At 68.3% G+C, this 20981-nt stretch carries 24 protein-coding genes; 9 read left to right on the top strand and 15 right to left on the bottom strand.

Annotated features, from left to right (window positions below; translation table 11 throughout):
• Positions 1-15: 15 nt before the first annotated feature.
• The gene (locus SALMUC_RS24045) at positions 16-330 is read right to left on the bottom strand and encodes a DUF1476 domain-containing protein (protein WP_020041560.1); all 315 of its coding nucleotides are present in this window, start codon (positions 328-330) and stop codon (positions 16-18) included.
• Positions 331-490: 160 nt separating this feature from the next.
• On the opposite strand from SALMUC_RS24045, the gene purC reads away from it, so the two are divergent.
• From purC to SALMUC_RS24075, 6 genes are all read left to right on the top strand, one after another.
• A complete protein-coding gene (gene purC, locus SALMUC_RS24050) occupies positions 491-1252 on the top strand; it encodes a phosphoribosylaminoimidazolesuccinocarboxamide synthase (RefSeq protein ID WP_020041561.1) in 762 nt (253 codons plus the stop codon).
• A gap of 86 nt (positions 1253-1338) precedes the next feature.
• On the top strand, positions 1339-1569 hold the full coding sequence (gene purS, locus SALMUC_RS24055) for a phosphoribosylformylglycinamidine synthase subunit PurS (protein ID WP_021120920.1): 231 nt from the start codon (positions 1339-1341) through the stop codon (positions 1567-1569).
• A gap of 114 nt (positions 1570-1683) precedes the next feature.
• The gene (locus SALMUC_RS24060; RefSeq protein ID WP_020041563.1) at positions 1684-2721 is read left to right on the top strand and encodes a zinc-dependent alcohol dehydrogenase family protein; all 1038 of its coding nucleotides are present in this window, start codon (positions 1684-1686) and stop codon (positions 2719-2721) included.
• 12 nt (positions 2722-2733) lie between these two features.
• Complete coding sequence (gene purQ, locus SALMUC_RS24065) at positions 2734-3402, top strand: phosphoribosylformylglycinamidine synthase subunit PurQ (RefSeq protein WP_020041564.1); 669 nt, start codon at positions 2734-2736, stop codon at positions 3400-3402.
• A gap of 58 nt (positions 3403-3460) precedes the next feature.
• Positions 3461-5206: a sensor histidine kinase gene (locus SALMUC_RS24070; RefSeq protein ID WP_037372882.1), complete on the top strand. Its 1746-nt coding sequence runs from the start codon at positions 3461-3463 to the stop codon at positions 5204-5206.
• A gap of 40 nt (positions 5207-5246) precedes the next feature.
• Complete coding sequence (locus SALMUC_RS24075; protein WP_037372863.1) at positions 5247-6581, top strand: sigma-54-dependent transcriptional regulator; 1335 nt, start codon at positions 5247-5249, stop codon at positions 6579-6581.
• 70 nt (positions 6582-6651) lie between these two features.
• On the opposite strand, the gene SALMUC_RS24080 is transcribed toward SALMUC_RS24075, so the two are convergent.
• A complete protein-coding gene (locus tag SALMUC_RS24080; RefSeq protein ID WP_020041567.1) occupies positions 6652-6879 on the bottom strand; it encodes a DUF1127 domain-containing protein in 228 nt (75 codons plus the stop codon).
• Between the two features lie 73 nt (positions 6880-6952).
• Here SALMUC_RS24080 and SALMUC_RS24085 point away from each other — a divergent pair, with 73 nt between their 5' ends.
• From SALMUC_RS24085 to rpsI, 3 genes are all read left to right on the top strand, one after another.
• The gene (locus SALMUC_RS24085) at positions 6953-8425 is read left to right on the top strand and encodes an aminotransferase-like domain-containing protein (protein WP_342663055.1); all 1473 of its coding nucleotides are present in this window, start codon (positions 6953-6955) and stop codon (positions 8423-8425) included.
• A 119-nt stretch (positions 8426-8544) separates the two neighbouring features.
• Entirely contained in the window at positions 8545-9003 is a 459-nt protein-coding gene (rplM, locus tag SALMUC_RS24090; RefSeq protein ID WP_020041568.1) for a 50S ribosomal protein L13, read from the top strand.
• Between the two features lie 2 nt (positions 9004-9005).
• Positions 9006-9500: a 30S ribosomal protein S9 gene (gene rpsI / locus SALMUC_RS24095; protein ID WP_020041569.1), complete on the top strand. Its 495-nt coding sequence runs from the start codon at positions 9006-9008 to the stop codon at positions 9498-9500.
• 61 nt (positions 9501-9561) lie between these two features.
• On the opposite strand, the gene SALMUC_RS24100 is transcribed toward rpsI, so the two are convergent.
• The 13 genes from SALMUC_RS24100 to SALMUC_RS24160 form a co-directional block, all read right to left on the bottom strand.
• On the bottom strand, positions 9562-10407 hold the full coding sequence (locus SALMUC_RS24100; RefSeq protein WP_020041570.1) for a sulfotransferase family protein: 846 nt from the start codon (positions 10405-10407) through the stop codon (positions 9562-9564).
• Between the two features lie 122 nt (positions 10408-10529).
• Positions 10530-11147: a TetR/AcrR family transcriptional regulator gene (locus tag SALMUC_RS24105; RefSeq protein ID WP_020041571.1), complete on the bottom strand. Its 618-nt coding sequence runs from the start codon at positions 11145-11147 to the stop codon at positions 10530-10532.
• A complete protein-coding gene (gene ppk2 / locus SALMUC_RS24110; protein WP_020041572.1) occupies positions 11140-12009 on the bottom strand; it encodes a polyphosphate kinase 2 in 870 nt (289 codons plus the stop codon). Before ppk2 ends, SALMUC_RS24105 begins: the two co-directional genes overlap by 8 nt.
• Before the next feature lie 52 nt (positions 12010-12061).
• On the bottom strand, positions 12062-13012 hold the full coding sequence (locus tag SALMUC_RS24115; protein ID WP_020041573.1) for an alpha/beta fold hydrolase: 951 nt from the start codon (positions 13010-13012) through the stop codon (positions 12062-12064).
• A 3-nt stretch (positions 13013-13015) separates the two neighbouring features.
• Entirely contained in the window at positions 13016-13969 is a 954-nt protein-coding gene (locus SALMUC_RS24120; protein WP_020041574.1) for a homoserine O-succinyltransferase, read from the bottom strand.
• 309 nt (positions 13970-14278) lie between these two features.
• Positions 14279-15139, bottom strand: coding sequence for a hypothetical protein (locus SALMUC_RS24125; RefSeq protein ID WP_020041575.1), 861 nt, complete (start codon positions 15137-15139; stop codon positions 14279-14281).
• A 109-nt stretch (positions 15140-15248) separates the two neighbouring features.
• Positions 15249-16397 carry an OmpP1/FadL family transporter gene (locus tag SALMUC_RS24130; protein ID WP_020041576.1) on the bottom strand — a complete coding sequence of 383 codons (1149 nt, stop codon included), beginning with the start codon at positions 16395-16397 and terminating at the stop codon, positions 15249-15251.
• 102 nt (positions 16398-16499) lie between these two features.
• Positions 16500-17405, bottom strand: coding sequence for a DMT family transporter (locus tag SALMUC_RS24135; protein ID WP_020041577.1), 906 nt, complete (start codon positions 17403-17405; stop codon positions 16500-16502).
• The gene (locus SALMUC_RS24140) at positions 17402-17674 is read right to left on the bottom strand and encodes a putative quinol monooxygenase (RefSeq protein WP_020041578.1); all 273 of its coding nucleotides are present in this window, start codon (positions 17672-17674) and stop codon (positions 17402-17404) included. The genes SALMUC_RS24135 and SALMUC_RS24140 overlap by 4 nt, the downstream gene beginning before the upstream one ends.
• 60 nt (positions 17675-17734) lie before the next feature.
• Complete coding sequence (locus SALMUC_RS24145) at positions 17735-18265, bottom strand: hypothetical protein (RefSeq protein WP_020041579.1); 531 nt, start codon at positions 18263-18265, stop codon at positions 17735-17737.
• Between the two features lie 117 nt (positions 18266-18382).
• A complete protein-coding gene (gene guaA / locus SALMUC_RS24150; protein ID WP_020041580.1) occupies positions 18383-19945 on the bottom strand; it encodes a glutamine-hydrolyzing GMP synthase in 1563 nt (520 codons plus the stop codon).
• A gap of 52 nt (positions 19946-19997) precedes the next feature.
• Positions 19998-20732, bottom strand: a complete 735-nt coding sequence (locus tag SALMUC_RS24155; RefSeq protein WP_021120924.1) for a DUF2270 domain-containing protein — start codon at positions 20730-20732, stop codon at positions 19998-20000.
• A 36-nt stretch (positions 20733-20768) separates the two neighbouring features.
• A complete protein-coding gene (locus tag SALMUC_RS24160; protein ID WP_021120925.1) occupies positions 20769-20939 on the bottom strand; it encodes a hypothetical protein in 171 nt (56 codons plus the stop codon).
• Positions 20940-20981: the final 42 nt, after the last annotated feature.

Genomic DNA, 20981 nt, shown 5'->3' on the forward strand with positions numbered 1-20981 from the left:
CGGGCCGGAGCGAGGTCAGTCCTCGAGCAGGATCTGGCCCATGGCCTCGACCAGCAGCTCCGAGCGGCGCGCGCGCACCGCCTCGGGGCTCGACCGGTCGCCCAGGTCCTGCGCCACCTTGCGCACCACGTCCTCGTGGCCCGCCTCCTCGAAATCGGCCTTTATGACCTCGCGGGCATAGGCCTCCGCGTCATCGCCGGACTTGCCGAGCATCTCGGCCGCCCAGAGCCCCAGCAGCTTGTTGCACCGCGCCTCGGCGCGGAACTTCATTTCCTCGTCATGCGCGAACTTGTTCTCGAAGGCCTTTTCGCGATCGTCGAAGGTGGTCATTTCGTTCTCCGCTCCCCATAAGGATCCCCTGTTTCGACGGTATTCCACGCGTATCCTGCCGTGCAAGCCCCGCAGGGCGCTTGCGGGGGCGGGGGGCTTGATTTATGAGAGCCGGCATACCGCACCGGGCCGCGCGTCGGCCCCAGGCGAAAGGATGTCCATGGCACGTCGCAAGAAGATCTACGAAGGCAAGGCCAAGATTCTCTACGAGGGGCCCGAGCCGGGCACCATCGTCCAGTACTTCAAGGACGACGCGACCGCCTTCAACGCCGAGAAGAAGGACGTGATCGAGGGCAAGGGCGTGCTGAACAACCGCCTGTCCGAGTTCTTCATGACCGGCCTCAACACCGTCGGCGTGCCGACGCACTTCCTCAAGCGGCTGAACATGCGCGAACAGCTCGTCCGCGCCTGCGAGATCGTGCCGCTTGAAGTGATCGTGCGCAACTTCGCGGCCGGAAGCCTCGCCAAGCGTCTGGGCCTCGAGGAGGGCACGCCGCTGCCGCGCCCGATCGTGGAATACTGCTACAAGGACGACAAGCTGGGCGATCCGCTGGTCACCGAAGAGCACATCGCCGCCTTCGGCTGGGCCAGCCAGCAGGACATGGACGACATCCTGAGCCTCTCGCTGCGGGTGAACGACTACCTGTCGGGCCTGATGTACGGCGTGGGCATCCGCCTGGTGGACTTCAAGATCGAGGTCGGCCGGGTCTACGACGGCGACTACCAGCGACTCATCGTGGCCGACGAGATCAGCCCCGACTCGATGCGCCTTTGGGACATCGAGACCGGGCAGAAGCTCGACAAGGATGTCTTCCGGCGCGACCTGGGCTCGCTCACCGACGCCTATACCGAGGTGGCGCGGCGGCTGGGCGTCATGCCCAAGCAGGCCACGCACGTGGCCAAGCCCAAGCTCATCAACTGAGACGTGACCCGCCCCTCCGGCGGGGTTTGCGTATTTGGAACAAGAAGAAGGGCAGGGGCCTTTCGCAGCGACAGAGAGGGATGGCCATGAAGGCGCGGGTGCATGTGATGCTCAAGGACGGTGTGCTGGATCCGCAGGGCGAGGCGGTGCGCCACGCGCTGCACGGGCTTGGCTTCGAGGGCGTCGGCGGCGTGCGGCAGGGCAAGGTCATCGAGATTGAGCTTGCCGAGGGCACGACCGAGGCGACCGTGACCGAGATGTGCGAGAAGCTGCTCGCCAACACGGTGATCGAGAGCTACTCGGTCGAGATGATCTGAGGCGCTCTCCCTCCCCCGGGCGAAGGGGGAGGCCCGGGGAGGGGCGGCGGCGCGCAGCCGCTTGCACTTCCCGCGAAACTGTCGTCCTCTCGCGGAAAACCGGAGGAGAGGACCATGCGCGCAGCCGTTCTGAGAACCTACAACGAGGATCTGTCCATCGAGGAGGTGGACATGCCGTCCTGCCCCCGCGACGGGGTGGTGCTGAAGGTGCTGGCCTGCGGTGTCTGCCGGTCGGACTGGCACGGCTGGGTGGGCGAGCATCCGCGCGTGAAGCCGGGCCAGATCCAGGGCCACGAGTACTGCGGCGAGGTCGTCGAGGCCGGCCCGGATTCGCAGTGGCAGGTGGGCGACCGGCTGGTGGCGCCCTTCATCCTGTCCTGCGGCAGCTGCCCGGCCTGCCGCTCGGGCGAATCGAACACCTGCGCCGATCAGCGCCTGCCCGGCTTCGTCGAGCCCGGCGCCTTCGCCGAATACGTGGCCGTGCCGCGCGACTTCAACCTTGCACGGCTGCCCGAGGGCATGTCGCCGACGCTGGCGGCGGGGCTCGGCTGCCGCGTCACCACGGCCTGGCACGCGCTCACCGGGCGCGCGCGGCTCGCGGGCGGCGAATGGCTGGCGGTCCACGGCACCGGCGGCATCGGCCTTTCGGCCGCGATCCTCGGCCGGGCGCTGGGGGCCCATGTCATCGTGGTGGACATCGTGCAGGAGAAGCTCGACCACGCCATGTCGCTCGGCATGGACGCGGCGGTGAACGCCACCGAGGGCGACGCGGCCGAGAAGATCCGCGAGATCACCGGCGGCGGCGCCGACGTCAGCGTCGAGGCCCTGGGCATCCAGGCCACCGTCGATGCCTCGATCCGCTGCCTCGCGCCGCTGGGACGCCACGTGCAGGTGGGCATGCCGGTGGGCCACACCGCGCACATGGACGTCAACATGAACGCGGTCTACATGGGCAACCTCGCGCTTTACGGGACGCGCGGGATGCCGGCGCATCGCTATCCCTCGCTGCTTGGATTGATCACGCGGGGAAAGGTCGATATGTCCCCGCTCATCGCACGGGAGATTCCGTTGAGCGCCGCCGGCCGCGAGCTTGCCGCCTTCAACGGGCCGACGCCCCCGGGCGTCGCCGTGATCACCGATTTCACCCGCTAGGGAGAGCGCCCCATGAAAGCCGCCGTCGTCACCTTTCCCGGTTCCAACTGCGACCGGGATCTCCGCATGGGCTTCGAGCAGGCGGGCCTGCAGGTCGAGATGGTCTGGCACAAGGACACCGCGCTGCCCGAGGGCGTCGACATCGTCGGCATCCCCGGCGGCTTTTCCTTTGGCGACTACCTGCGCTGCGGCGCCATCGCCGCCAACTCGCCGATCTGCCGCGAGATCGTCCGCCACGCCGAGGCGGGCGGCTACGTGCTGGGGATCTGCAACGGCTTCCAGGTGCTGACCGAGACCGGCCTGCTGCCCGGCGCCCTGCTGCGCAATGCCAACCTCAAGTACATCTGCCGCAGCGTGCCGCTTCAGGTCGAGGAGACGCAGAGCGTCTTCACCCGCGGCTACAAGGCCGGCGAGGAGATCGTCATCCCCATCGCGCACCACGACGGCAATTATACCGCCGATGCGGCGACGCTGGACGCGCTCGAGGACGAGGGGCGCGTCGCCTTCCGCTACGGGGCCAATCCCAACGGCTCGGACCGCGACATCGCGGGCGTGCTCTCGGCCAACCGCCGGGTTCTGGGAATGATGCCGCACCCCGAGCGCGCCTGCCATGCGGCACAGGGCAACGAGGACGGTGCGCGCCTTTTCGCCCATCTGGCCGACGCCCTCGCGGAAGCCTGACTTGAGCCTCAAGCGCGCCGGGCGTACCCTGCGCGCCATGTCTCGGACCGAGGACACCATGGCAGACCGTGCGCGCCGCAGCGGCCCGCTCAGCTGGCGCGTGCGACTGGCACTGGGCCTGCTCATCGTGCTCGCAGTGGCGACGGTGTGGGTCACCAACCTCCTGCTCACCGACCGCTTCACCGAGACGACGCGCAACCGGGCCGAGCTGCGGCTGGCGCTCTATTCCGGCAACATCCTGTCCGAGCTGCGCCGCAACGCCATCGTGCCGCAGCTGCTGGCGCGTGATCCGGCGCTGATCGGAGCGCTCAACTCGGGCGATTTCAGCCAATCCTCGCAGCGGCTGATCTCCTACGTCGACGAGATCGGCGCGGCCTCGCTGATGCTGCTCGACCGCGACGGGCGCACCGTGGCCGCGACCGACCGCAACCGGCTGGGCGAGGGGCATCGCAACCAGTCGTATTTCGTGGATGCGCTGCGCTCGAACACCACGGTCTTCACCACGCAGCCGCGCGAGGCGGGGGGGTATTCCTTCACCTACTCGCGCCGGGTCGAGAGCCAGAACAGCGCCATCGGCGTCATCGTGGTCGAGGTCGATCTCGCCAAGTTCGAGCGCGCCTGGGCCGGCATCACCGACGCGGTGGCGGTGATGAACTCCGAGGGGACCATCGTGCTCGCGACGGAGCCGCGCTGGCGCGGGCGCACCATGGGCGAGGCGCTGACCCGCCAGCCGCCCGAGAACGCCATCGAGCGCGCGATCAAGGCCACCGCCGACTGGACGGCGCTGCCGCCCGACGCCTACCTGCGCGGCGAGGCGGTGATGCGCATCGACGGGCGGATTCCCTTCCGCGGCTGGACCATGGCGACCTTCACCACCTACGCCAGCGTGCGGGAAAAGGTGAACGCGGTGCTCGCGCTCGAGATCATGGGCTTCGCGCTGCTGGCGGCGCTGGCTTTCTACGCGCTGTCGCGCAAGACCGCGCTGCGCATGGCGCTCTTCCAGCGCGAGTCGGTCGAGCTGCGCAAGCTCAACGCCCGGCTGCATCGCGAGATCGCCGAGCGCGAGAAGGTGCAGAAGGACCTGGCCAGCGCCGAGCAGACGCTCGAGCAGAGCTCGAAGCTGGCCGCCCTCGGCGAGATGTCGGCCGCGGTCAGCCACGAGTTGAACCAGCCGCTCGCGGCGATGAAGACCTACCTCGCCGGGGCGCGCCTGCTGCTGAACCGCAACCGCCCCGACGAGGCGCTGACCGCCTTCCACCGCATCGACGACCTGATCGAACGCATGGGCGCCATCACCCGCCAGCTCAAGAGCTATGCCCGCAAGGGGCAGGAGGCGCTGAGCCCGGTGGATCTCACCGACGCGCTGGCCTCGGCGCTGTCGATGATGGAGCCGCAGCTCAAGGCGCGCCGCGTGCGCATCACCAAGATCCTGCCGGACGAGCCCGCGCGCGTCATGGGCGACCGGATGCGGATCGAGCAGGTGCTGGTGAACCTGCTGCGCAACGCCATCGATGCCACCAAGTCCGTGCGCGACCCCGAGATCGAGATCATCCTCGCCACCGGCGAGACGGCGACGCTCAGCGTGCGCGACAACGGCCACGGGATCGAGGACCTGGATGCGCTTTTCGAGCCGTTCTACACCACAAAGCAGCCCGGCGACGGCACCGGCCTGGGCCTTGCGATCTCCTCGCAGATCGTCTCGGACCTCGGCGGGCGTCTCACGGCACGGAACGGAGCCGAGGGCGGCGCCGTTTTCGAGATGCAGCTACCCGTTCTGAACGAAAAGACCCGGGCGGCCGAATGAGCCGGCCCGGCTTGACCCGAAGAGAAGGCGGCAGAAGCCAATGACAAAAGCAATGAAGATCGCCATCGTCGACGACGAAAAGGACATGCGCCAGTCCATCAGCCAGTGGCTGGCGCTGTCGGGCTATGACACCGAAAGCTTTTCCAGCGCCGAGGAGGCGCTTGGCGCGCTCGGCACGGACTACCCGGGAATCGTGATCTCGGACATCAAGATGCCCGGAATGGACGGCATCCAGTTCCTCAAGAAGCTGATGGGCACCGACAGCGCGCTGCCGGTCATCATGATCACCGGCCACGGCGACGTGCCGATGGCGGTCGAGGCCATGCGCGTGGGCGCCTTCGACTTCCTCGAGAAGCCCTTCAACCCCGACCGCATGTCCGAGCTCGCCAAGAAGGCCACCAACGCGCGGCGGCTGACGCTCGACAACCGCGCGCTGCGGCGCGAGCTTTCGGACGGCGGCCAGATCATGCGCAAGCTCGTGGGCGCCTCGCCGGCGATGGAGCGGCTGCGCGAGGACGTGCTCGACCTCGGGCAGGCCGACGGCCACGTGCTGATCGACGGCGAGACCGGCACCGGCAAGACGCTGATCGCCCACGCGCTGCACGCGGTGGGCATGCGCGCCGGCAAGCGCTTCGTGCTCGTCTCCTGTGCCGCGATGGACGAGGACACGCTGATGCGCCGGCTCTTCGGCCCGATGCAGCCCGAGGACAGCCGCCTTCCGGCCATCGAGGAGGCGCGCGGCGGCACGCTGGTGCTCGAGGATGTCGAGTCGCTGTCGGATGCCTCGCAGGCGCGGCTGCTGTCGGTCATCAACGATCAGGGCACGCCGCCCGAGACGCGCATCGTCGCGATCTGCAACCTGCAGGACGAGGGCCGCACCTGCGAATCCGCGCTGCGCCCGGACCTCTACTACCGGCTCGCCTCGCTCAAGATCACCGTGCCGCCGCTGCGCCAGCGCGGCGAGGACATCCTGACGCTCTTCACCAGCTTTTCCGAGCAATACGCCGACGAATACGGCTGCGAGGCGCCCCAGGTCAGCGCGCAGGAGGCCGCGCAGCTGCTGCAGGCGCCCTGGCCGGGCAACGTGCGCCAGCTCATCAACCTCGCGGAACGCGCGGTGCTGCAGTCGCGGCGGGGGCAGGGCACCATCGCCTCGCTGCTGATGAGCGACCACGAGGAGATGCAGCCGGTCATGACGACCGAGGGCAAGCCGCTCAAGGAATACGTCGAGGCCTTCGAGCGCATGCTCATCGACAACACCATGCGCCGCCACAAGGGCTCGATCTCGGCGGTGATGGACGAGCTCTGCCTGCCGCGCCGGACCCTGAACGAGAAGATGGCCAAGTACGGCCTGCAGCGCTCGGACTACCTCTGAGCGCCACCCGCCGGACATGAAAAAAGGGCGCGGGAAACCCCGCGCCCCAGAACTCCGGCAGGTCCGGGGATCAGCCCTGCCAGAACATCCTGCGTGCCTCCTTGAGCGCCGCGTCGCGTTCCAGCCCGACGTCGCGCAGGAGATGATCGTCGAGCTTCACCAGGGCGCGCCGGGTTCGGCTGCGCTCGGACCACCTGGCCAGCACCACCGCGAGACGCAGCGCGATATCGGCCGTCAGCGGCAGCGGATGCTGCGTGCCGAGATAGGCGAGATGCGGGGCGTGGGCGGTCTGTGCCATGGTGTGGTCTCCTTCTGGATTGTATCGACACAATTATCTTGATCGCATGCGATATTTGGTACATTGTGTTGGTATGTCCGTCGAGGGAAACATTGTAACCGATACAATATCGGCGCTCTTCGCCGCGCAGGCCAACGGGCCCAAGTACCGCGGCCTGGCTGACGCGCTGCGCGAAGGCATCTCCGAGGGCGGGCTGCCGCCGGGCACCCGTCTGCCGCCGGTGCGCGAGCTGGGCTGGCACCTGGCCATGACGCCGGGCACCGTGTCGCGGGCCTACACGATCCTCACCGACGAGGGCCTGCTCGAGGCCGAGGTGGGGCGCGGCACCTTCGTGCGCGACACGGCGCCCCCGCCGCCGCCCGCACCGCTGCTCGAGACCCGGACACTGGCCGACCGCACGCCCGAGGGCGCGCCGGTGGTCAACCTCTTCACCGGCCGGTTGCCGGACTGCGGCCAACTCGCGCTGATCCAGCAGGCCTTCGCCCGGCTCGCCACGGCGCCTCAGCCGGGGCTGCTCGACTATCCCAGCCGCGAGACCTTCCGACCCGCGCGCGAAGCGGTGGTGCACTGGCTCGAAAGCGTGCCCATGGGCAATTTCGGGCACGAGGATATCGTCATGGCCCACGGCGGGCAGAGCGCGATCTCGCTGGTGATGCAGGCGGTGCTGACCGGGCGCCGGCCCGTCGTGCTGGTCGAGGAGCTCTGCTACCCGGGCTTCCGCCGCGCGGCCGAGATCCTGCGCGCCGAGGTCGTGCCCGTGCCGATGGACGAGCAGGGCCTGCGCCCCGACGCGCTGGCCGACCTCGCGCGCCGGCACGAGGCGCAGATGCTCTGCACCTCGCCCGCGCTGCACAATCCCACCACCGTCGTCACGCCGACCGAGCGTCGGCGCGAGATCGCCGACGTCGCCCGCGCGCAGGGCTTCCAGGTGCTCGAAGACGACTGCACCCGCCTCGGCGATACCCGCAGCGAGACCTACCGCGCACTGCTGCCCGAGCAGGGGTGGTTCGTCTCGTCGATCTCCAAGATCCTCAGCCCGGGCCTGCGCATCGGTTTCGCCGTGGCGCCCATGACCCGGCGCGGCGAGCTGCGGCGGGTCGCGGAATACGGCGCGGGCAAGCTGGCCCAGCCGCTCGCGCAGATCGCGGCCGACCTGCTGTCGCGCCCCGAGACGCGCGACGTCGCCGCCGCCGTGCGGGAGCGCAACGCGGAATACGTCCGCGCGACGGTCAATGTCCTCGGCGTCCACGAGCTGCGCTGGCACGAGGACGCGGGCTTTGCCTGGATGCGCCTGCCCGCGGGCTGGCGCCCGGCCGCCTTCTGCCGCGCCGCCGAGGCCCAGGGCGTGTACATCCGCGCGGCCGAGGAGTTCGCGCCGCGCGACCATGTCGTGCCCCCGGCGGGTGCGGCTGGGTATCAACCTGCAGATCCCGCTCGCCGAGTTCGAGGGCGCGCTCGGCCGTTTGCGCGACCTGCTCGACGAGCCGCCGGAGCAGATTCTGGTCTGACATTGGGGTATATAGTTACCGTAATTTCAGGCCATTGATATTGCTTGATTAATCTCCGGTTCCGCGTCTTGACTGAAACGCCGCGATGCTTATAACCCGCCCATCGGAATGCGGCCCCCTCTGCGGGGGCCTTTCAGACTCACAAGGGCAACCCACGATGAAAACCTATTCTGCGACTCCGGCAGACATCGACAAGAAATGGATCGTGATCGATGCCGAGGGCATCGTTCTCGGCCGTCTCGCCTCGATCGTCGCCACGCGTCTGCGCGGCAAGCACAAGCCGTCCTTCACCCCCCACATGGACATGGGCGACAACGTCATCGTCATCAACGCCGACAAGGTCCAGCTGACCGGCAAGAAGCGTGACGAGCACTTCTACTGGCACACCGGCCACCCCGGCGGGATCAAGTCGCGCACCAAGGAGCAGATCCTCGAGGGCGCACACCCTGAGCGCGTGGTCTTCCAGGCCGTCAAGCGCATGCTTCCGGGCAACCGCCTGGCGCGCCAGCAGATGACCAACCTGCGCATCTACGCCGGCGCCGAGCATCCGCACGAGGCGCAATCGCCCGAAGTGCTGGACGTCAAGACGATGAACAAGAAGAACACCCGGGTGTAATCATGGCCGAACAAGTGAATTCCCTCGACGACCTCGCGAAGGCCGTCACCGACGACATGGTTGCCGGCACCGAGGCCGAGGAAACCCCGCGCGAGCCCGTCCGCGACGAGCTGGGCCGCTCCTATGCCACCGGCCGCCGCAAGGACGCGACCGCCCGCGTGTGGATCAAGCCCGGCTCGGGCAAGGTCACCGTGAACGGCAAGGAGATGAACACCTACTTCGCCCGTCCGGTGCTGCAGATGATCCTGCGCCAGCCGTTCCACGTGGCCGGTGTCGAAGACCAGTTCGACGTCTATGCCACCGTCAAGGGCGGCGGCCTCTCGGGCCAGGCCGGTGCGGTCAAGCACGGCATCAGCCGCGCGCTGCAACTCTACGATCCCTCGCTGCGCGGCGCGCTCAAGGCCGCAGGCTTCCTGACCCGCGACAGCCGCGTGGTCGAGCGCAAGAAGTTCGGCCGTCGCAAGGCACGCCGCAGCTTCCAGTTCTCGAAGCGCTGATCCCTCGCGATCCGCAAGGATCCAGAGGCCGCCCGCCCGGGCGGCCTCTTTTCGTTGCGGCTCAGCCCAGGAGCCGGGCGTGCGGCCAGAGCTGGCGCGCTTCGGGAAAACGGGCCGTGACCGCGGCGTAGTCGCTTTCGAAATGGGGAAAGACCCGGCGCGCCAGGTCTTCGGGCAGCGCGGCCCGGTCGCCCGCCGCGTTGACGCGCGCGCCGCCGGCCGCGGGGCGGGCGGGCACGCCTGCGAAACCCGAGAAGGCGGTGATCGTCTCGGACGTGAAGAGCGTCTCGTAAAGCGTTGCGAAGAGGTCATTTTCCGGGAAAACAGCCTCGAGTGTCTCCAGCGTGTCGGCATAGGGCACATCGCCCGGTCCTTCGCCTCCGAAGCGCGCGACAAAGGCCTCCGCGTCGCTCTGGCTCTCCGGGAGCCGCCCCTTTCGCCGGTCCATCTTGAGCGCCGACCAGGCCCGCTCGATCGGATCGCGCATGGTAAAGACGGCGCGCGTGCGGATGCCGTCCCGGCCGAAGGTGTCCCGCAACCGCGCGAAGGTCTCGGCCGAGAGCCCGGCATAGCCCGGCGAGACGTCGCCTGTCAGGTGCACGCCGGGCCGGCGCAGCAGCTTGCGGAAATAATCGAAGTAGCGGTCGGGATGCGTCTGCATCTCCCAGCGCAGCATGTTGCCGCGGATCGGCAGGCGCAGCGGCCGTGCCAGCGCGTATTCCAGCCGGAGAAGTGCCGAGGGCGCGATCCGGTAACGCGCGTTCGCGGGCAGGGTGATCGCGTCCCAGACCTGCATCTCGCCCAGCCGCCCCATGTCGGTGCCCGGCGACTCGCCCAGGTAGTGGCGGATCCACGTGGTGCCAGACTTGGCGGCACCGGGACATAGCAGAAAGGTCTTTTCGGTCATGGGATCTGGGTCGCGCAGCTGCCTGTCTTCAGTGTCTGGCAGGTTTCGGCGCCCGGCGGAAGTCCCCGGCGCGCCGTCCGGGACCCTCGGGGCGGTTTCCAGCACCGGTGCCGGGATCGGGCTCAGCTGTCGGGTGCGATGAGGCCCAGCCCGCGCAGGTAGATGCCGATGCCGGTTTCCAGCAGGTCCTCGGGCGGGAAAGGCGAGCGTGTGCCCGGCGAGTTGCGGGCGTAAAGCTCGACCACCCCGTGCGACATCGCCCAGATGTGGGCCGAGACCATGGAGGCCGGAGGGCGCTTTTCCGGTGCGATGTGCTGCGACAGGTCCGCCGCGGCCTGCTCCTGCACGCCGCGCGCCCGCGCCGAAACGGCGGCGAGCTCGGGCGAATGGTTGACCGAGATGCCGCTCTCGAACATCGCGATATAGTGGCCGGGATGCTTGCGCGCGAAGGCGAGATAGGCACGGCCGGTCGCCGCGAAGGCCGCCATCGCGGAAGGCTGGCCGCTGTCGTAGGCGTATTGCATGAGGTCGGCGAAGATCTCGTAGCCCTGCCGCGCCGCCTCGGCGATGAGGTCCTCGCGCCCCGCGAAATGGCGGTAGACGGCCGCCGGGGTCACGCCCGCCTGCTTGGCCGCCTCCGACAGGGTGAACCCCATCGGGCCCTTTTCCTCGATCAGCTTGAGCGCCGCGTCGACCAGGGCCTGCCGCAGGTTGCCGTGGTGATAGCCGCGTTTACGCATCCCAGATCTCGGGGCCACCGGAGATCTCCGGATCGGGCGTGCCCACGACCTTCTCGGACTTGCCGGTGTAGTCGATGCCGTTCAGCACGTGGCGGATCGCGGCGAGCCGCGCGCGCTTCTTGTCGTCCGAGCGGATGACCGTCCAGGGCGCCTCGGGCGTGTGGCTGCGCGCCAGCGTCTCGCGGATGGCCGCGCTGTAGGCCTCCCAGCGGTGCAGCCCCTCGACGTCGATGCGGCTCAGCTTCCACTGCTTGAGCGGGTCCGTCTCGCGCTTGAGAAAGCGCCTCAGCTGCTCGGCCCGACCGACGTTGAGCCAGAACTTGAAGAGCAGGATGCCCTCGTCGACGAGCATGCGCTCGAACTCGGGCACCTGGGCGAAGAAGTGCTCGCGCTGCGCCTCGGTGCAGAAGCCGAAGACATGCTCGACCACGCCCCGGTTGTACCAGGAGCGGTCGTAGAAGACGATCTCGCCGCCCGCGGGCAGGTGGTCGATGTAGCGCTGGAAATACCACTGCGTCTTCTCGGTGTCCGAGGGCGTGCCCAGGGCCACCACCCGCGCGCCGCGCGGGTTCAGGTTCTCGCGGAACCGCTTGATCGTGCCGCCCTTTCCGGCGGCGTCGCGGCCCTCGAAGATGCAGGCGATGCGCGCGCCGGTCTCCTTGGCCCAGGCCTGCATCTTGACCAGCTCGATCTGCAGCGCCTCGATGTCCTTCTCGTAGCGCTTCTTCTTCAGCTCCTCGGAATAGGGATAGCTGTGCGACAGGATCTCGTCCTTGTCGGCGCGCTTGAGGGTCTTGCGGATGTCATCGGGGGCGTCGTGCTCGAAGAAGGTGCTGATCGCGCCGTCGAAGGGAAGGGTCAAGGGCGTGGTCCCGTCGCGTTGAGTGTCGCGGCACTATGGGATGTTAAGGGGCTTAACGCAAACCCGCGCGGCGCGCGGCCCGGTCGATCGCGGCGTCCACCTCGGGGATGGCGACGTGCTGCGGCATGTGGCCCACGCCGGGCAGGACGGTCAGCCGCGCGTCGCGGATCTGCTCGTCCAGCGGCACCGAGTGGATCTGAAGCCCGACCGTTGTATCGGCGCTGCCGTGCAGGATCTCGACCGGCACGTCGATGTCGCCGTAGCGCGGCACCATGGCGCGGATTTCCTCTTTCAGGCCCGCGCGTTGCAGGGCGTTCGCACGGATCGATTCCGGCCGCAGCGTGAGCGGTGCGCCGATGTGCGTGGCATAGCCCTCGGGCACGGGCTGCGGCGCGAAGATCTCGGCGATGGCATCCTGCACCACGCCCTCCGGCGCCCAGGCCGAGATCGCGGGGTTCGCGAGCGGTCCCAGCGGCCCGGAGGTGATCTTGTAGTAGGTCGGCAGGTCCGTCTCCCAGGTCTGGGAGGCGGCGGCCAGCAGCACCAGCGCCGAGATCCGGTCGGGGTGGTTCACAGCCCAGGCCAGCGCCACGGCCCCGCCGTAGGACTGGCCCAGCACCAACGGCCGTTCCGCGCCTAGCCGGCGGGCGCCCTCGGACAGCAGTTCGGCCTGCTCGAAGATCGTGGCGCCGTCGTCGCCGAGCGGCGGGGTGTAGCCCAGCCCGGGGCGGTCGAAGGCAATGACGCGGTAGTCGTCCGACAGCCGCTCGACCGCGTCGAAGGTCCAGTCGCGCAGGTTCCCCGAGGCGCCGTGGATCAGCACCAGCGGCGGCCCGCTGCCGGCCTCGACGTAGTGCAGGCGCTGGCCACCCACCTCGAGGAAGTCGCCCGATGGCGGATAGGCGGCCTCGGCCTCGGTGGTTTCGCGCGTGGCCTTCCACTGCGTCACCGCGCAGCTGGACAATCCAAGAAAGGCGAGCGCGATCAGCAGGTTATATATCAAGTCTTACATCCCGTAGGAGGTCCGGAAGTCGATCTGCTCGATCCCGACGAGGTCCAGGTCGAAGGGCGAGGTCTGGTAGATCTCGTTGATCCAGTTTCCATATAGAAGGAACGCCTGCGATCGCCACCGGTTCTGCGGCGTTTTCGTCGGGTCGTCGTCCGGGTAGTAGTTCGCCGGGACGTTGATCTCCTTCCCGCTCTCGACGTCGCGGTCGTACTCCTCCTTGAGGGTGCCGCTGTCGTATTCGAGGTGGTTGAAGATGTAGATCGCCCGGTGACAGGGATCCTCGACCAGCGCGGGGCCGGTCTCGGGGCTGTCGATCAGGATCGGCAGGCCGGCGGCCTCGATCTCGTTGCGGCGCACCTCGGTCCAGCGCGAGACGGGCATCACCATCGCGTCCGAGAATCCCCGCAGGTAGGGCGAGAGCACGTCGCGCACCTGGTGGCGGATGCAGCCGAAGGCCTTGCGCTCGAGCATGTGCTTCTTGACGCCGTGGAAATGGTTGATCATCGCCATCGCGCCCCAGCAGACACCCATGGTCGAATGCACGTGAGTCTGGGTCCAGGCAAAGATCCGGCGGAGTTCGTCCCAGTAGGTGACGGATTCGAACTCCAGGTGCTCGATGGGCGCGCCGGTGATGATGAGACCGTCGAACCGCTCGCCGCTGGCCTCGACCTCGGCGAAGGGGCGATAGAAGCTCTCCATGTGCTCGGCCGCCGTGTTCTTGGTGGCGTGCTCGGTCATGCGGATGAGCGAGAACTCGATCTGAAGCGGCGTGTGGCCGATCAGTCGGGCGAACTGTGTCTCGGTGGTGATCTTTTTCGGCATCAGGTTCAGCAACCCGATGCGGAGGGGACGCACGTCCTGCCTGTTGGCCGCATCCTCGGACATCACCATGACGTTTTCACGGCTGAGAATCTCGTATGCTGGCAGGTCGGCGGGCAGTTTGATCGGCATGTGTCGGCTCTTGCTGGGGACCCGTCAGATATGGTGCGCCGCGTGACATGACAAGACAGGGCCGCGGCGGTGCCGCGGGCGCGCGAACAGGACGTCGGGGTCCGTTTTCAGATATGGAGCTTTGGTGGGTCTCTTTTCCATCATTATCGTCACGGTTTCCACCCCTGTCCCGGTCGGGGCCCCTTTGAGGGGAAAAAGTTCTGTCGCGGGGGCATCTGCTTTGCAGATCGGCGCGGCCGGGCGGTTGCGGGCAGACCGCGGGTCGTCACCCTGCGGCAGGGCCCGCCTGGCCCGCCGGCGCGCGCCGGCTCAGCGCATCGGCAGCGAGGCGGCCACGATGTCGACGAAATCGCGCGAGTCGCGGACGCTGGCCATGTCGCTCGCGTCGACGGTCACGCCCCAGTTCCGCGCCATCGCCGCGTAGCGCGGCTGGCGGTGCGCCAGCGCGCGGGAATAGGTCCAGCGGATGAAGGTGTCGGGATCGACCTCCTCCTCGCGCAGCCCCTCGGTCTCGAGGTATTCCGCCCAGGCCGCCGCAAGGAACTCGGGCTGGTAGGCCATGGGCTTGGGCGCCTTGTCGAAACGCCGCACGAGCTCCTCGGTATGGGCATCGCTGCCGCGGATCCAGATCATCAGCGCGACCGAGGACAGCTCGGAGAGGATCGGGTCCTCGGGGTCCTCGGCATCGACCCATTCGCAGATCGACCCGCCGGTGTCGCAGACGAAGTTGGGATAACCGTAGAGGTCTTCGGCCCGGTCGATGAAATAGCCGGTGTCCAGAAGCGCGTTCTCCTCGGCGCGGCGGAACTGGTCCTGCCGCAGCTGGTAGGTCTCCATCGGCAGGCCGCCGCGCGACGGGTCGCCCGGCTTGCCCAGGTAGGCCGAGACCGGCTTGAGGTTGTCGAAGCTCATGTTCGCGCCGATGAAGATCGAGTCGGTCAGCAGCAGCTCGCGCAGGAAGGGGACCTTCATCGCCTCGCGCTTGGCGTTGTCGGCGATGTATTCGCCCATGTAACGGGTGCCGATGCGGTAATCGATCGAGTAGTGAAACCAGGCGGCATCCTCGCGCAGGATCGAGGAGACATGCGTCTTGCCGAGCCCGGACATCGCGAAGAGAAGCACGCGCCGGCGCGTCGCGGCGCGCCAGTCGGAGGCGGTCTGGTAAAGCATCTGGCCAAGATTCCCTGCTGGTCCGGAAGTCTCTCGTAATCCGGCGGAAGGGTCGCGTCAAACCCGACCGGGCAGGGCGCGCCTGGCGCCCCGCCCGGAACGGCAATCTTCAGAACTTCATGGCCACCTTGAGCCCGAAACCGACGGCCGAGTTGTCGCTGAACTCGGCTTGGGCGATGCCCGGTGCCGTGAAGGGCTTGCCGTCGCCGAGCCGGGTGTAGCTCACCCCGCCCGAGACGGTCATGCTCTCGGTCACGTCGTAGGCGCCCCCAACCGTGAGCTGGGTGTAGCCCGTGGTGGGCGAGAGCGGCGAGAGCAGCTCGTCGCCGCCCGGCTCGTAGGTGACGGCGACCGAGCCGGCGAACCGGTCGGTGAGCTGCCGGCCGAGCCCGATCTTGTAGGCCGTCGTGTCATCGAGGTCGATCAGACCCGCGCCCGTGACCGCGACGATCCGGTCGGCGTCGACCTTGAACTGGCTGTGCTTGACGTGCCGGATCGAGCCGAAGAGCAGCGTGTCCTGCGCGATACCCGTCTGGAACTCCAGGTTCCAGCTTTCGGGCGTCGTCACCTCGGTGGTCGAGCTGCCGTTGAGCAGCGGCATCGCCGGCAGCGGGCCGGGGCCGTCGGGATCGATCAGCGGGCCGCTCTCGGTGGTGTCCATGTCGTGCGAGATGGCCGAGTTGTAGGTCAGCGCCACGCGCAGCGCGATGTCGGGCCGCTCGTAGGCGACGCCCGCGACGTAGCCCAGCTCGTAGTCCGTATCGAGCGAGATGTCGTAGCCGCTCACCGGGCCGTAGGCCGCGCCGCGCAGGTGGATGTCGCCCTGGGCCTTCTGGTAGCGCAGGCCGCCAAAGGCGCTGAAGTTGTCGTTGATGCGGTATTTCAGCAGCGCGGTCAGCGCGTCGGTCGCCGCGTCGGCGGTGGTGCCGCCGAAGGGAATGTTCCCGTCCTCGTAGGCGACATCGGCGCCGAAGGGCCGGTCGTAGGTCACCGCCATCGCCAGCCTGTCGGTCAGGTCGGTCTTGAAGGCGATCGCGGGCAGCCAGAAGTCGCCCGAGACGTCATCGAGGTCCTGCGGCGGATACAGCGGCCCGTTCTCGCCGGTCACCGAGGTGATCCCCCGGCCCAGCGAGAACTCCAGGTGCGTCCCGGTCTCGTACAGGATCATTGCGGATTGCGGCATGCGCTCGATGCCGCCGGCCTGCAGGCCGGTGGCGCTGAGGACGGCCAGCGCGCCCCCCGTAACGGCGGTTTTCATGATGATCTCATCCCTTTGTCTCTCCTCCGCCTTCAGGCGTAGCCAAGTGCCGTTGTCCGAACAATCTTTGACGGGACGTCAGCCTTTACCGCCGACGTCACGTCACGATTTCGCGGCGACGCCGCGGGTTTCTTTCAGAATGTTGAAATAGTTGGCGGCAAAAATCACCGCTGCACCAAGAAACACCCAAGGGTCCAGCGCCTCGGCGTAGATCGCCATGCCCAGCAGGGCGATCACCGGCAGGCGCGCGAAGTCGATCGGCATGACCACCGCCGCAGGCGCCAGAGACAGTGCCGTGGTCAGGCAGTAGTGTGCCACCAGCCCGGCAAAGGCGATGACCACCACGAAGGGCCAGCTTTCGAGCGAGGGCACCGCGATCTGCCCGTCGATGCCCGCGCAGACCAGCCCGAAGACCGCCTGCATGGCGGTCAGCCAGAACAGGATGCAGACCGTGCTCTCGGTCCGCGTCAGCCGCCGCGTGAAGACCGCCGAACCGGCAAAGCCCAGTGCCGCCCCCAGCGCCGCGAGCTGGCCGATCTCGAAGGTCGCGGGCGAGGGCCGCGTCACGATCAGGATGCCGGCAAAGCCCACCGCCGCCGCGATCATCCGCGAGGTCGTCAGCCGCTCGCTCAGCACCAGCGGCGACAGCAGGATCGCCCAGAGCGGCGAGGTGAACTCGACCGCGAAGACCTGCGCCAGCGGGATGGTGGCGATGGCGAAGAACCACAGGTTCTGGCCGGTGAAATGGCTGAAGTTGCGCACGATCTGCAGACCGAAGCGCCGCGTCGTGACCTCGTGCCGGCGCCCGGCGAGGCTGATCGCGACGACGACGATGCCGAAGCCCAGCACCGAGCGGTAGAGCATGATCTCGAAGGTATCGAGCTCGAGGCTGACCGCGCGGCCCGAGATCGCCATGGCCGAGAAGGACACGATGGCCCCGATCATCCAAAGACAGGCCTTGATGGTCTCGCTGGCGGGCGTGTGCGTGCTGGTGGATTCGGCGCTCATGCCTCCTCCACCGCGTAGTCGCGGGGGTAGCCGGCCGTCAGCCGATACCACTCCGAGGCGCGGTTGCGCACCTGGTGCGCGTCAAGCGCGGCCCGGTCGGTGAAAAGCTCGTCCACGGTGAAGGTGCCGGGGACGGTTTCGGTCACATCGAACCGCAGGCAGCCCGGCTCGGCGCGGGTCAGGCGGATGTGGTCGGGCAGGGCGGCGCGCAGCGTCGGCGCGTCCTCTGGGGGGCATGTCAGGGTGCCGCGCAGGCGGATCCGGGTCATCGTCACTCCTTTCGGAGCGCGACATTGAGGCCCGGTCGGTCAAACGGCAACCCCCGGTGGTCAGGCGGGCGCGCGTTCTTGTCTTGGCTGTGGCATCTCCGCCTGTGCGGCGCGGCTCTGCTCGAACTCCCGCCGCCAGACCCATGCGTCGCGCTCGTGATCGTCGAGTGCCTCGCGCAGCCGCCGGACCTGGTCGCTGAAGTGCTCGACCCGCGCCAGGGCCATGCCAAGCAGGCCCGCGGCCAGCATCCCTGCGGCGGCCACGGCGGCGCCCGCGGGTGCCCATCCGGCCCAGGCTAGCGCCGCTTCCAGCAGGATCGCGATGCAGATGGTGACGTCGCGCAGCCGCTTGGCATGGCGCAGCCGCCGCTCGGCGCTGGCGACGCGCAGCTCGGTCTCGGCGGCGAGCCGGCCCGAGATCTCGATCAGCGCCCGCATCCGTGCGCCCGGCGCCCCCGACGAGACCGGCGCCCCCGGCCCGCGCCGCAGCGGCGGGGCGGCGAGGCGCCAGAGCGTCTGGATCGCGATGTTGTAGGCGAAGGCGGCGGTGGCCAGCCAGGCGACCGTGACGATGGCGAGCAGCAGTATCATTGGCGGGCGGTCCCGGAATGGCAGTCCTGAATGCACTTCAGGATAGCGCAGAACCGCCATTGCGAAAGTGCGGAATTCCTCACCACGCGGGCAGGGCGCGGGGTCACCGCGCCCGCATCACTCCAGTTCGATGGTGCCCGGCGGCTTCGAGGTGCAGTCGTAGAAGACGCGGTTGATGCCCTTCACCTCGTTGATGATCCGGGTCGAGGTTTCGCCCAGGAAGTCGTGGCTGAAGGGGTAGTAATCCGCCGTCATCCCGTCGACCGAGGTGACCGCGCGCAGGCCGAGCGCGTAGTCGTAGGTGCGCCCGTCGCCCATGACGCCCACGGTGCGCATCGGCAGGATCGCGGCGAAGGCCTGCCAGATCTCGTCGTAGAGCCCGTGCTTGCGGATCTGGTCGATGTAGACGGCATCCGCCTTGCGCAGGATCTCGAGCTTGTCGCGGGTGATCTCGCCCGGGCAGCGGATGGCAAGGCCCGGCCCCGGGAAGGGATGGCGGCCGATGAAGCTGTCCGGCAGGCCCAGCTCGCGGCCCAGCGCGCGGACCTCGTCCTTGAAGAGCTCGCGCAGCGGCTCGACCAGCTTCAGGCCCATCTTCTCGGGCAGGCCACCCACGTTGTGATGGCTCTTGATCGTCACCGACGGGCCGCCCGAGAACGACACGCTCTCGATCACGTCTGGGTAGAGCGTGCCCTGCGCGAGGAATTCCGCGCCCTCGATGTCGTTCGCATGCTTCTGGAAGACGTCGATGAAGAGCCGGCCGATGGTCTTGCGCTTCTGCTCGGGGTCCGAGACGCCCTCGAGCTCGCCCAGGAACAGATCGGATTCATCCGCGTGGATCAGCGGAATGTTGTAGTGGTCGCGGAAGAGGGTCGTGACCTCCTCGGCCTCGTTGAGGCGCAGCAGCCCGTGGTCGACGAAGACGCAGGTCAGCTGGTCGCCGATGGCCTCGTGGATCAGCACCGCCGCGACCGAGCTGTCTACCCCGCCCGAAAGTCCGCAGATCACCTTGCGGTCGCCGACCTGTTCGCGGATCTGGCGGATCGCCTCGTCGCGGTAGGCCTCCATGGTCCAGTCGCCGGCAAAGCCCGCGTCGCGTACGAAGTTCTCGTACAGCGTCTTGCCGTTCGGCGTGTGGTGCACCTCGGGGTGGAACTGCACCGCGTAGAAGCGCCGCTCGAGGTCGGCGGTCACCGCGAAGGGCGCGCCGGGCGAGGTGCCGTAGGGCTTGAAGCCGGGGGCCAGCTCGGCGACGTGGTCGCCGTGGCTCATCCAGACCTGCTCGCGGTGGCTGCCCTCGAGGAACCAGCCCTTGAGCAGGTCGATGCGCTCCTCGGTGGGCTGCACCCAGGCGCGGCCGAATTCCGAGGTGCCTTCGCCGCCCAGCACCTTGCCGCCAAGGTCCTGCATCATGACCTGCTGGCCATAGCAGATGCCGAGGATCGGCACGCCAAGCTCGTAGACCGACTGCGGCGGCCGGGGCGAGCCCTCGCGCGTGACGCTGTCGGGTCCGCCCGAGAAGATCACCGCCTTCGGCGCGAACTCGGCCAGGAAGGCGTCGGTGACGTTCTGGTAGGGGTGAATCTCGCAGTAGACGTTGAGCTCGCGCAGGCGGCGCGCGATCAGCTGCGTCACCTGGGAGCCGAAATCGATGATCAGGAGGCGGTCGTGCTGGGTCATGGCCACGCTTTAGGCATGCCGCGCGGGGCGCGCAAGAGCCATGGCCCGCCGCTCAGCCCATGGAGTCGGATTTCGCCCGTCCCCGCGCCTTGTTGCGCTGCAGATCGTCGCGCTTGGACCACATGGCGATGCCCGACCAGCTCACGACATAGAACACGCCGATCCCGATCATGACCTCGCCGGGGATGGGCCCCGCGTCTGCGCGGTCGATCGCCTCGGCCAGCGAGTTGACCGCCGTCGGGTGCACCATGATCTTGCCGGCATAGGCGAGGCTCTGGATCAGCAGGATCCACAGGTAGTTGCGCCGGATCCGCCGCCCGACGGCCACCATGAAGCTGACGTGGTAACGCGGCCGCAGGTAGTCGTTGGCCAGCACCGTCTGCCAGTCCTCCTCGAGGTGCAGGTCGCCCTCCGACAGCATCGGCGCGTAGAAATGCGTCTCCAGCCAGCGCGCCCGGGCGCGCCAGACGTTGAAGTAGCGATAGCGCCGCGCCTCGAGCACGAGGAAGAAGATGATCAGCACGCCCACCAGCACCAGCGGCAGCGGCGAGGCCCCCGGCGCGGCATAGGAGATCGACAGCGCGACCCCCAGCGTCACCACCGCCCAGTTCGTCGTGGTGTCGAGCCGCGTGCGCCAGATCGTGCTGCGGTAGACCTCGCCGCGGTAGAGATGCGCGATCGCGCCCATCTCGGCGGAATCGAGCGCCTTGCGTGGCTTGCCGTCGGGCGTGATGGTCGCCTCCTTCGTCCTTGCGCGCGCCTCGCGCGCGCCTCCTCCGGCCCGCATCGTGCCCCGCGGCGGCGCGGCGGTCAAACCCGGCGATCAGGCAAAGATCAGCTCGACGATCAACGCGCCTATGATCCAGATCCCGAAGGTCAGCACGATGGCCAGCGGTCCGGGCAGCAGTCCCACGGCGCCCGCCAGCCCCGTGACCACGCCGATGCCGCCCACGAGACCCATCAGCGGCTTCTTCTTCCTGCGATCCAGCGGCATGATCCGATCCTCCGCGCGCATCCTGCCACCGGCCCCGGTTGC

This window comes from Salipiger mucosus DSM 16094 (assembly GCF_000442255.1).
GTDB classification, from domain to species: domain Bacteria; phylum Pseudomonadota; class Alphaproteobacteria; order Rhodobacterales; family Rhodobacteraceae; genus Salipiger; species Salipiger mucosus.

What these genes read in the sequence shown, in the direction of transcription:
- SALMUC_RS24045 (WP_020041560.1), bottom strand. Translation starts at nt 330, where the DNA reads ATGACCACCTTCGACGATCGCGAAAAGGCCTTCGAGAACAAGTTCGCG.
- purC (WP_020041561.1), top strand. Translation starts at nt 491, where the DNA reads ATGGCACGTCGCAAGAAGATCTACGAAGGCAAGGCCAAGATTCTCTAC.
- purS (WP_021120920.1), top strand. Translation starts at nt 1,339, where the DNA reads ATGAAGGCGCGGGTGCATGTGATGCTCAAGGACGGTGTGCTGGATCCG.
- SALMUC_RS24060 (WP_020041563.1), top strand. Translation starts at nt 1,684, where the DNA reads ATGCGCGCAGCCGTTCTGAGAACCTACAACGAGGATCTGTCCATCGAG.
- purQ (WP_020041564.1), top strand. Translation starts at nt 2,734, where the DNA reads ATGAAAGCCGCCGTCGTCACCTTTCCCGGTTCCAACTGCGACCGGGAT.
- SALMUC_RS24070 (WP_037372882.1), top strand. Translation starts at nt 3,461, where the DNA reads ATGGCAGACCGTGCGCGCCGCAGCGGCCCGCTCAGCTGGCGCGTGCGA.
- SALMUC_RS24075 (WP_037372863.1), top strand. Translation starts at nt 5,247, where the DNA reads ATGACAAAAGCAATGAAGATCGCCATCGTCGACGACGAAAAGGACATG.
- SALMUC_RS24080 (WP_020041567.1), bottom strand. Translation starts at nt 6,879, where the DNA reads ATGGCACAGACCGCCCACGCCCCGCATCTCGCCTATCTCGGCACGCAG.
- SALMUC_RS24085 (WP_342663055.1), top strand. Translation starts at nt 6,953, where the DNA reads ATGTCCGTCGAGGGAAACATTGTAACCGATACAATATCGGCGCTCTTC.
- rplM (WP_020041568.1), top strand. Translation starts at nt 8,545, where the DNA reads ATGAAAACCTATTCTGCGACTCCGGCAGACATCGACAAGAAATGGATC.
- rpsI (WP_020041569.1), top strand. Translation starts at nt 9,006, where the DNA reads ATGGCCGAACAAGTGAATTCCCTCGACGACCTCGCGAAGGCCGTCACC.
- SALMUC_RS24100 (WP_020041570.1), bottom strand. Translation starts at nt 10,407, where the DNA reads ATGACCGAAAAGACCTTTCTGCTATGTCCCGGTGCCGCCAAGTCTGGC.
- SALMUC_RS24105 (WP_020041571.1), bottom strand. Translation starts at nt 11,147, where the DNA reads ATGCGTAAACGCGGCTATCACCACGGCAACCTGCGGCAGGCCCTGGTC.
- SALMUC_RS24120 (WP_020041574.1), bottom strand. Translation starts at nt 13,969, where the DNA reads ATGCCGATCAAACTGCCCGCCGACCTGCCAGCATACGAGATTCTCAGC.
- SALMUC_RS24125 (WP_020041575.1), bottom strand. Translation starts at nt 15,139, where the DNA reads ATGCTTTACCAGACCGCCTCCGACTGGCGCGCCGCGACGCGCCGGCGC.
- SALMUC_RS24130 (WP_020041576.1), bottom strand. Translation starts at nt 16,397, where the DNA reads ATGAAAACCGCCGTTACGGGGGGCGCGCTGGCCGTCCTCAGCGCCACC.
- SALMUC_RS24135 (WP_020041577.1), bottom strand. Translation starts at nt 17,405, where the DNA reads ATGAGCGCCGAATCCACCAGCACGCACACGCCCGCCAGCGAGACCATC.
- SALMUC_RS24140 (WP_020041578.1), bottom strand. Translation starts at nt 17,674, where the DNA reads ATGACCCGGATCCGCCTGCGCGGCACCCTGACATGCCCCCCAGAGGAC.
- SALMUC_RS24145 (WP_020041579.1), bottom strand. Translation starts at nt 18,265, where the DNA reads ATGATACTGCTGCTCGCCATCGTCACGGTCGCCTGGCTGGCCACCGCC.
- guaA (WP_020041580.1), bottom strand. Translation starts at nt 19,945, where the DNA reads ATGACCCAGCACGACCGCCTCCTGATCATCGATTTCGGCTCCCAGGTG.
- SALMUC_RS24155 (WP_021120924.1), bottom strand. Translation starts at nt 20,732, where the DNA reads ATGCGGGCCGGAGGAGGCGCGCGCGAGGCGCGCGCAAGGACGAAGGAG.
- SALMUC_RS24160 (WP_021120925.1), bottom strand. Translation starts at nt 20,939, where the DNA reads ATGCCGCTGGATCGCAGGAAGAAGAAGCCGCTGATGGGTCTCGTGGGC.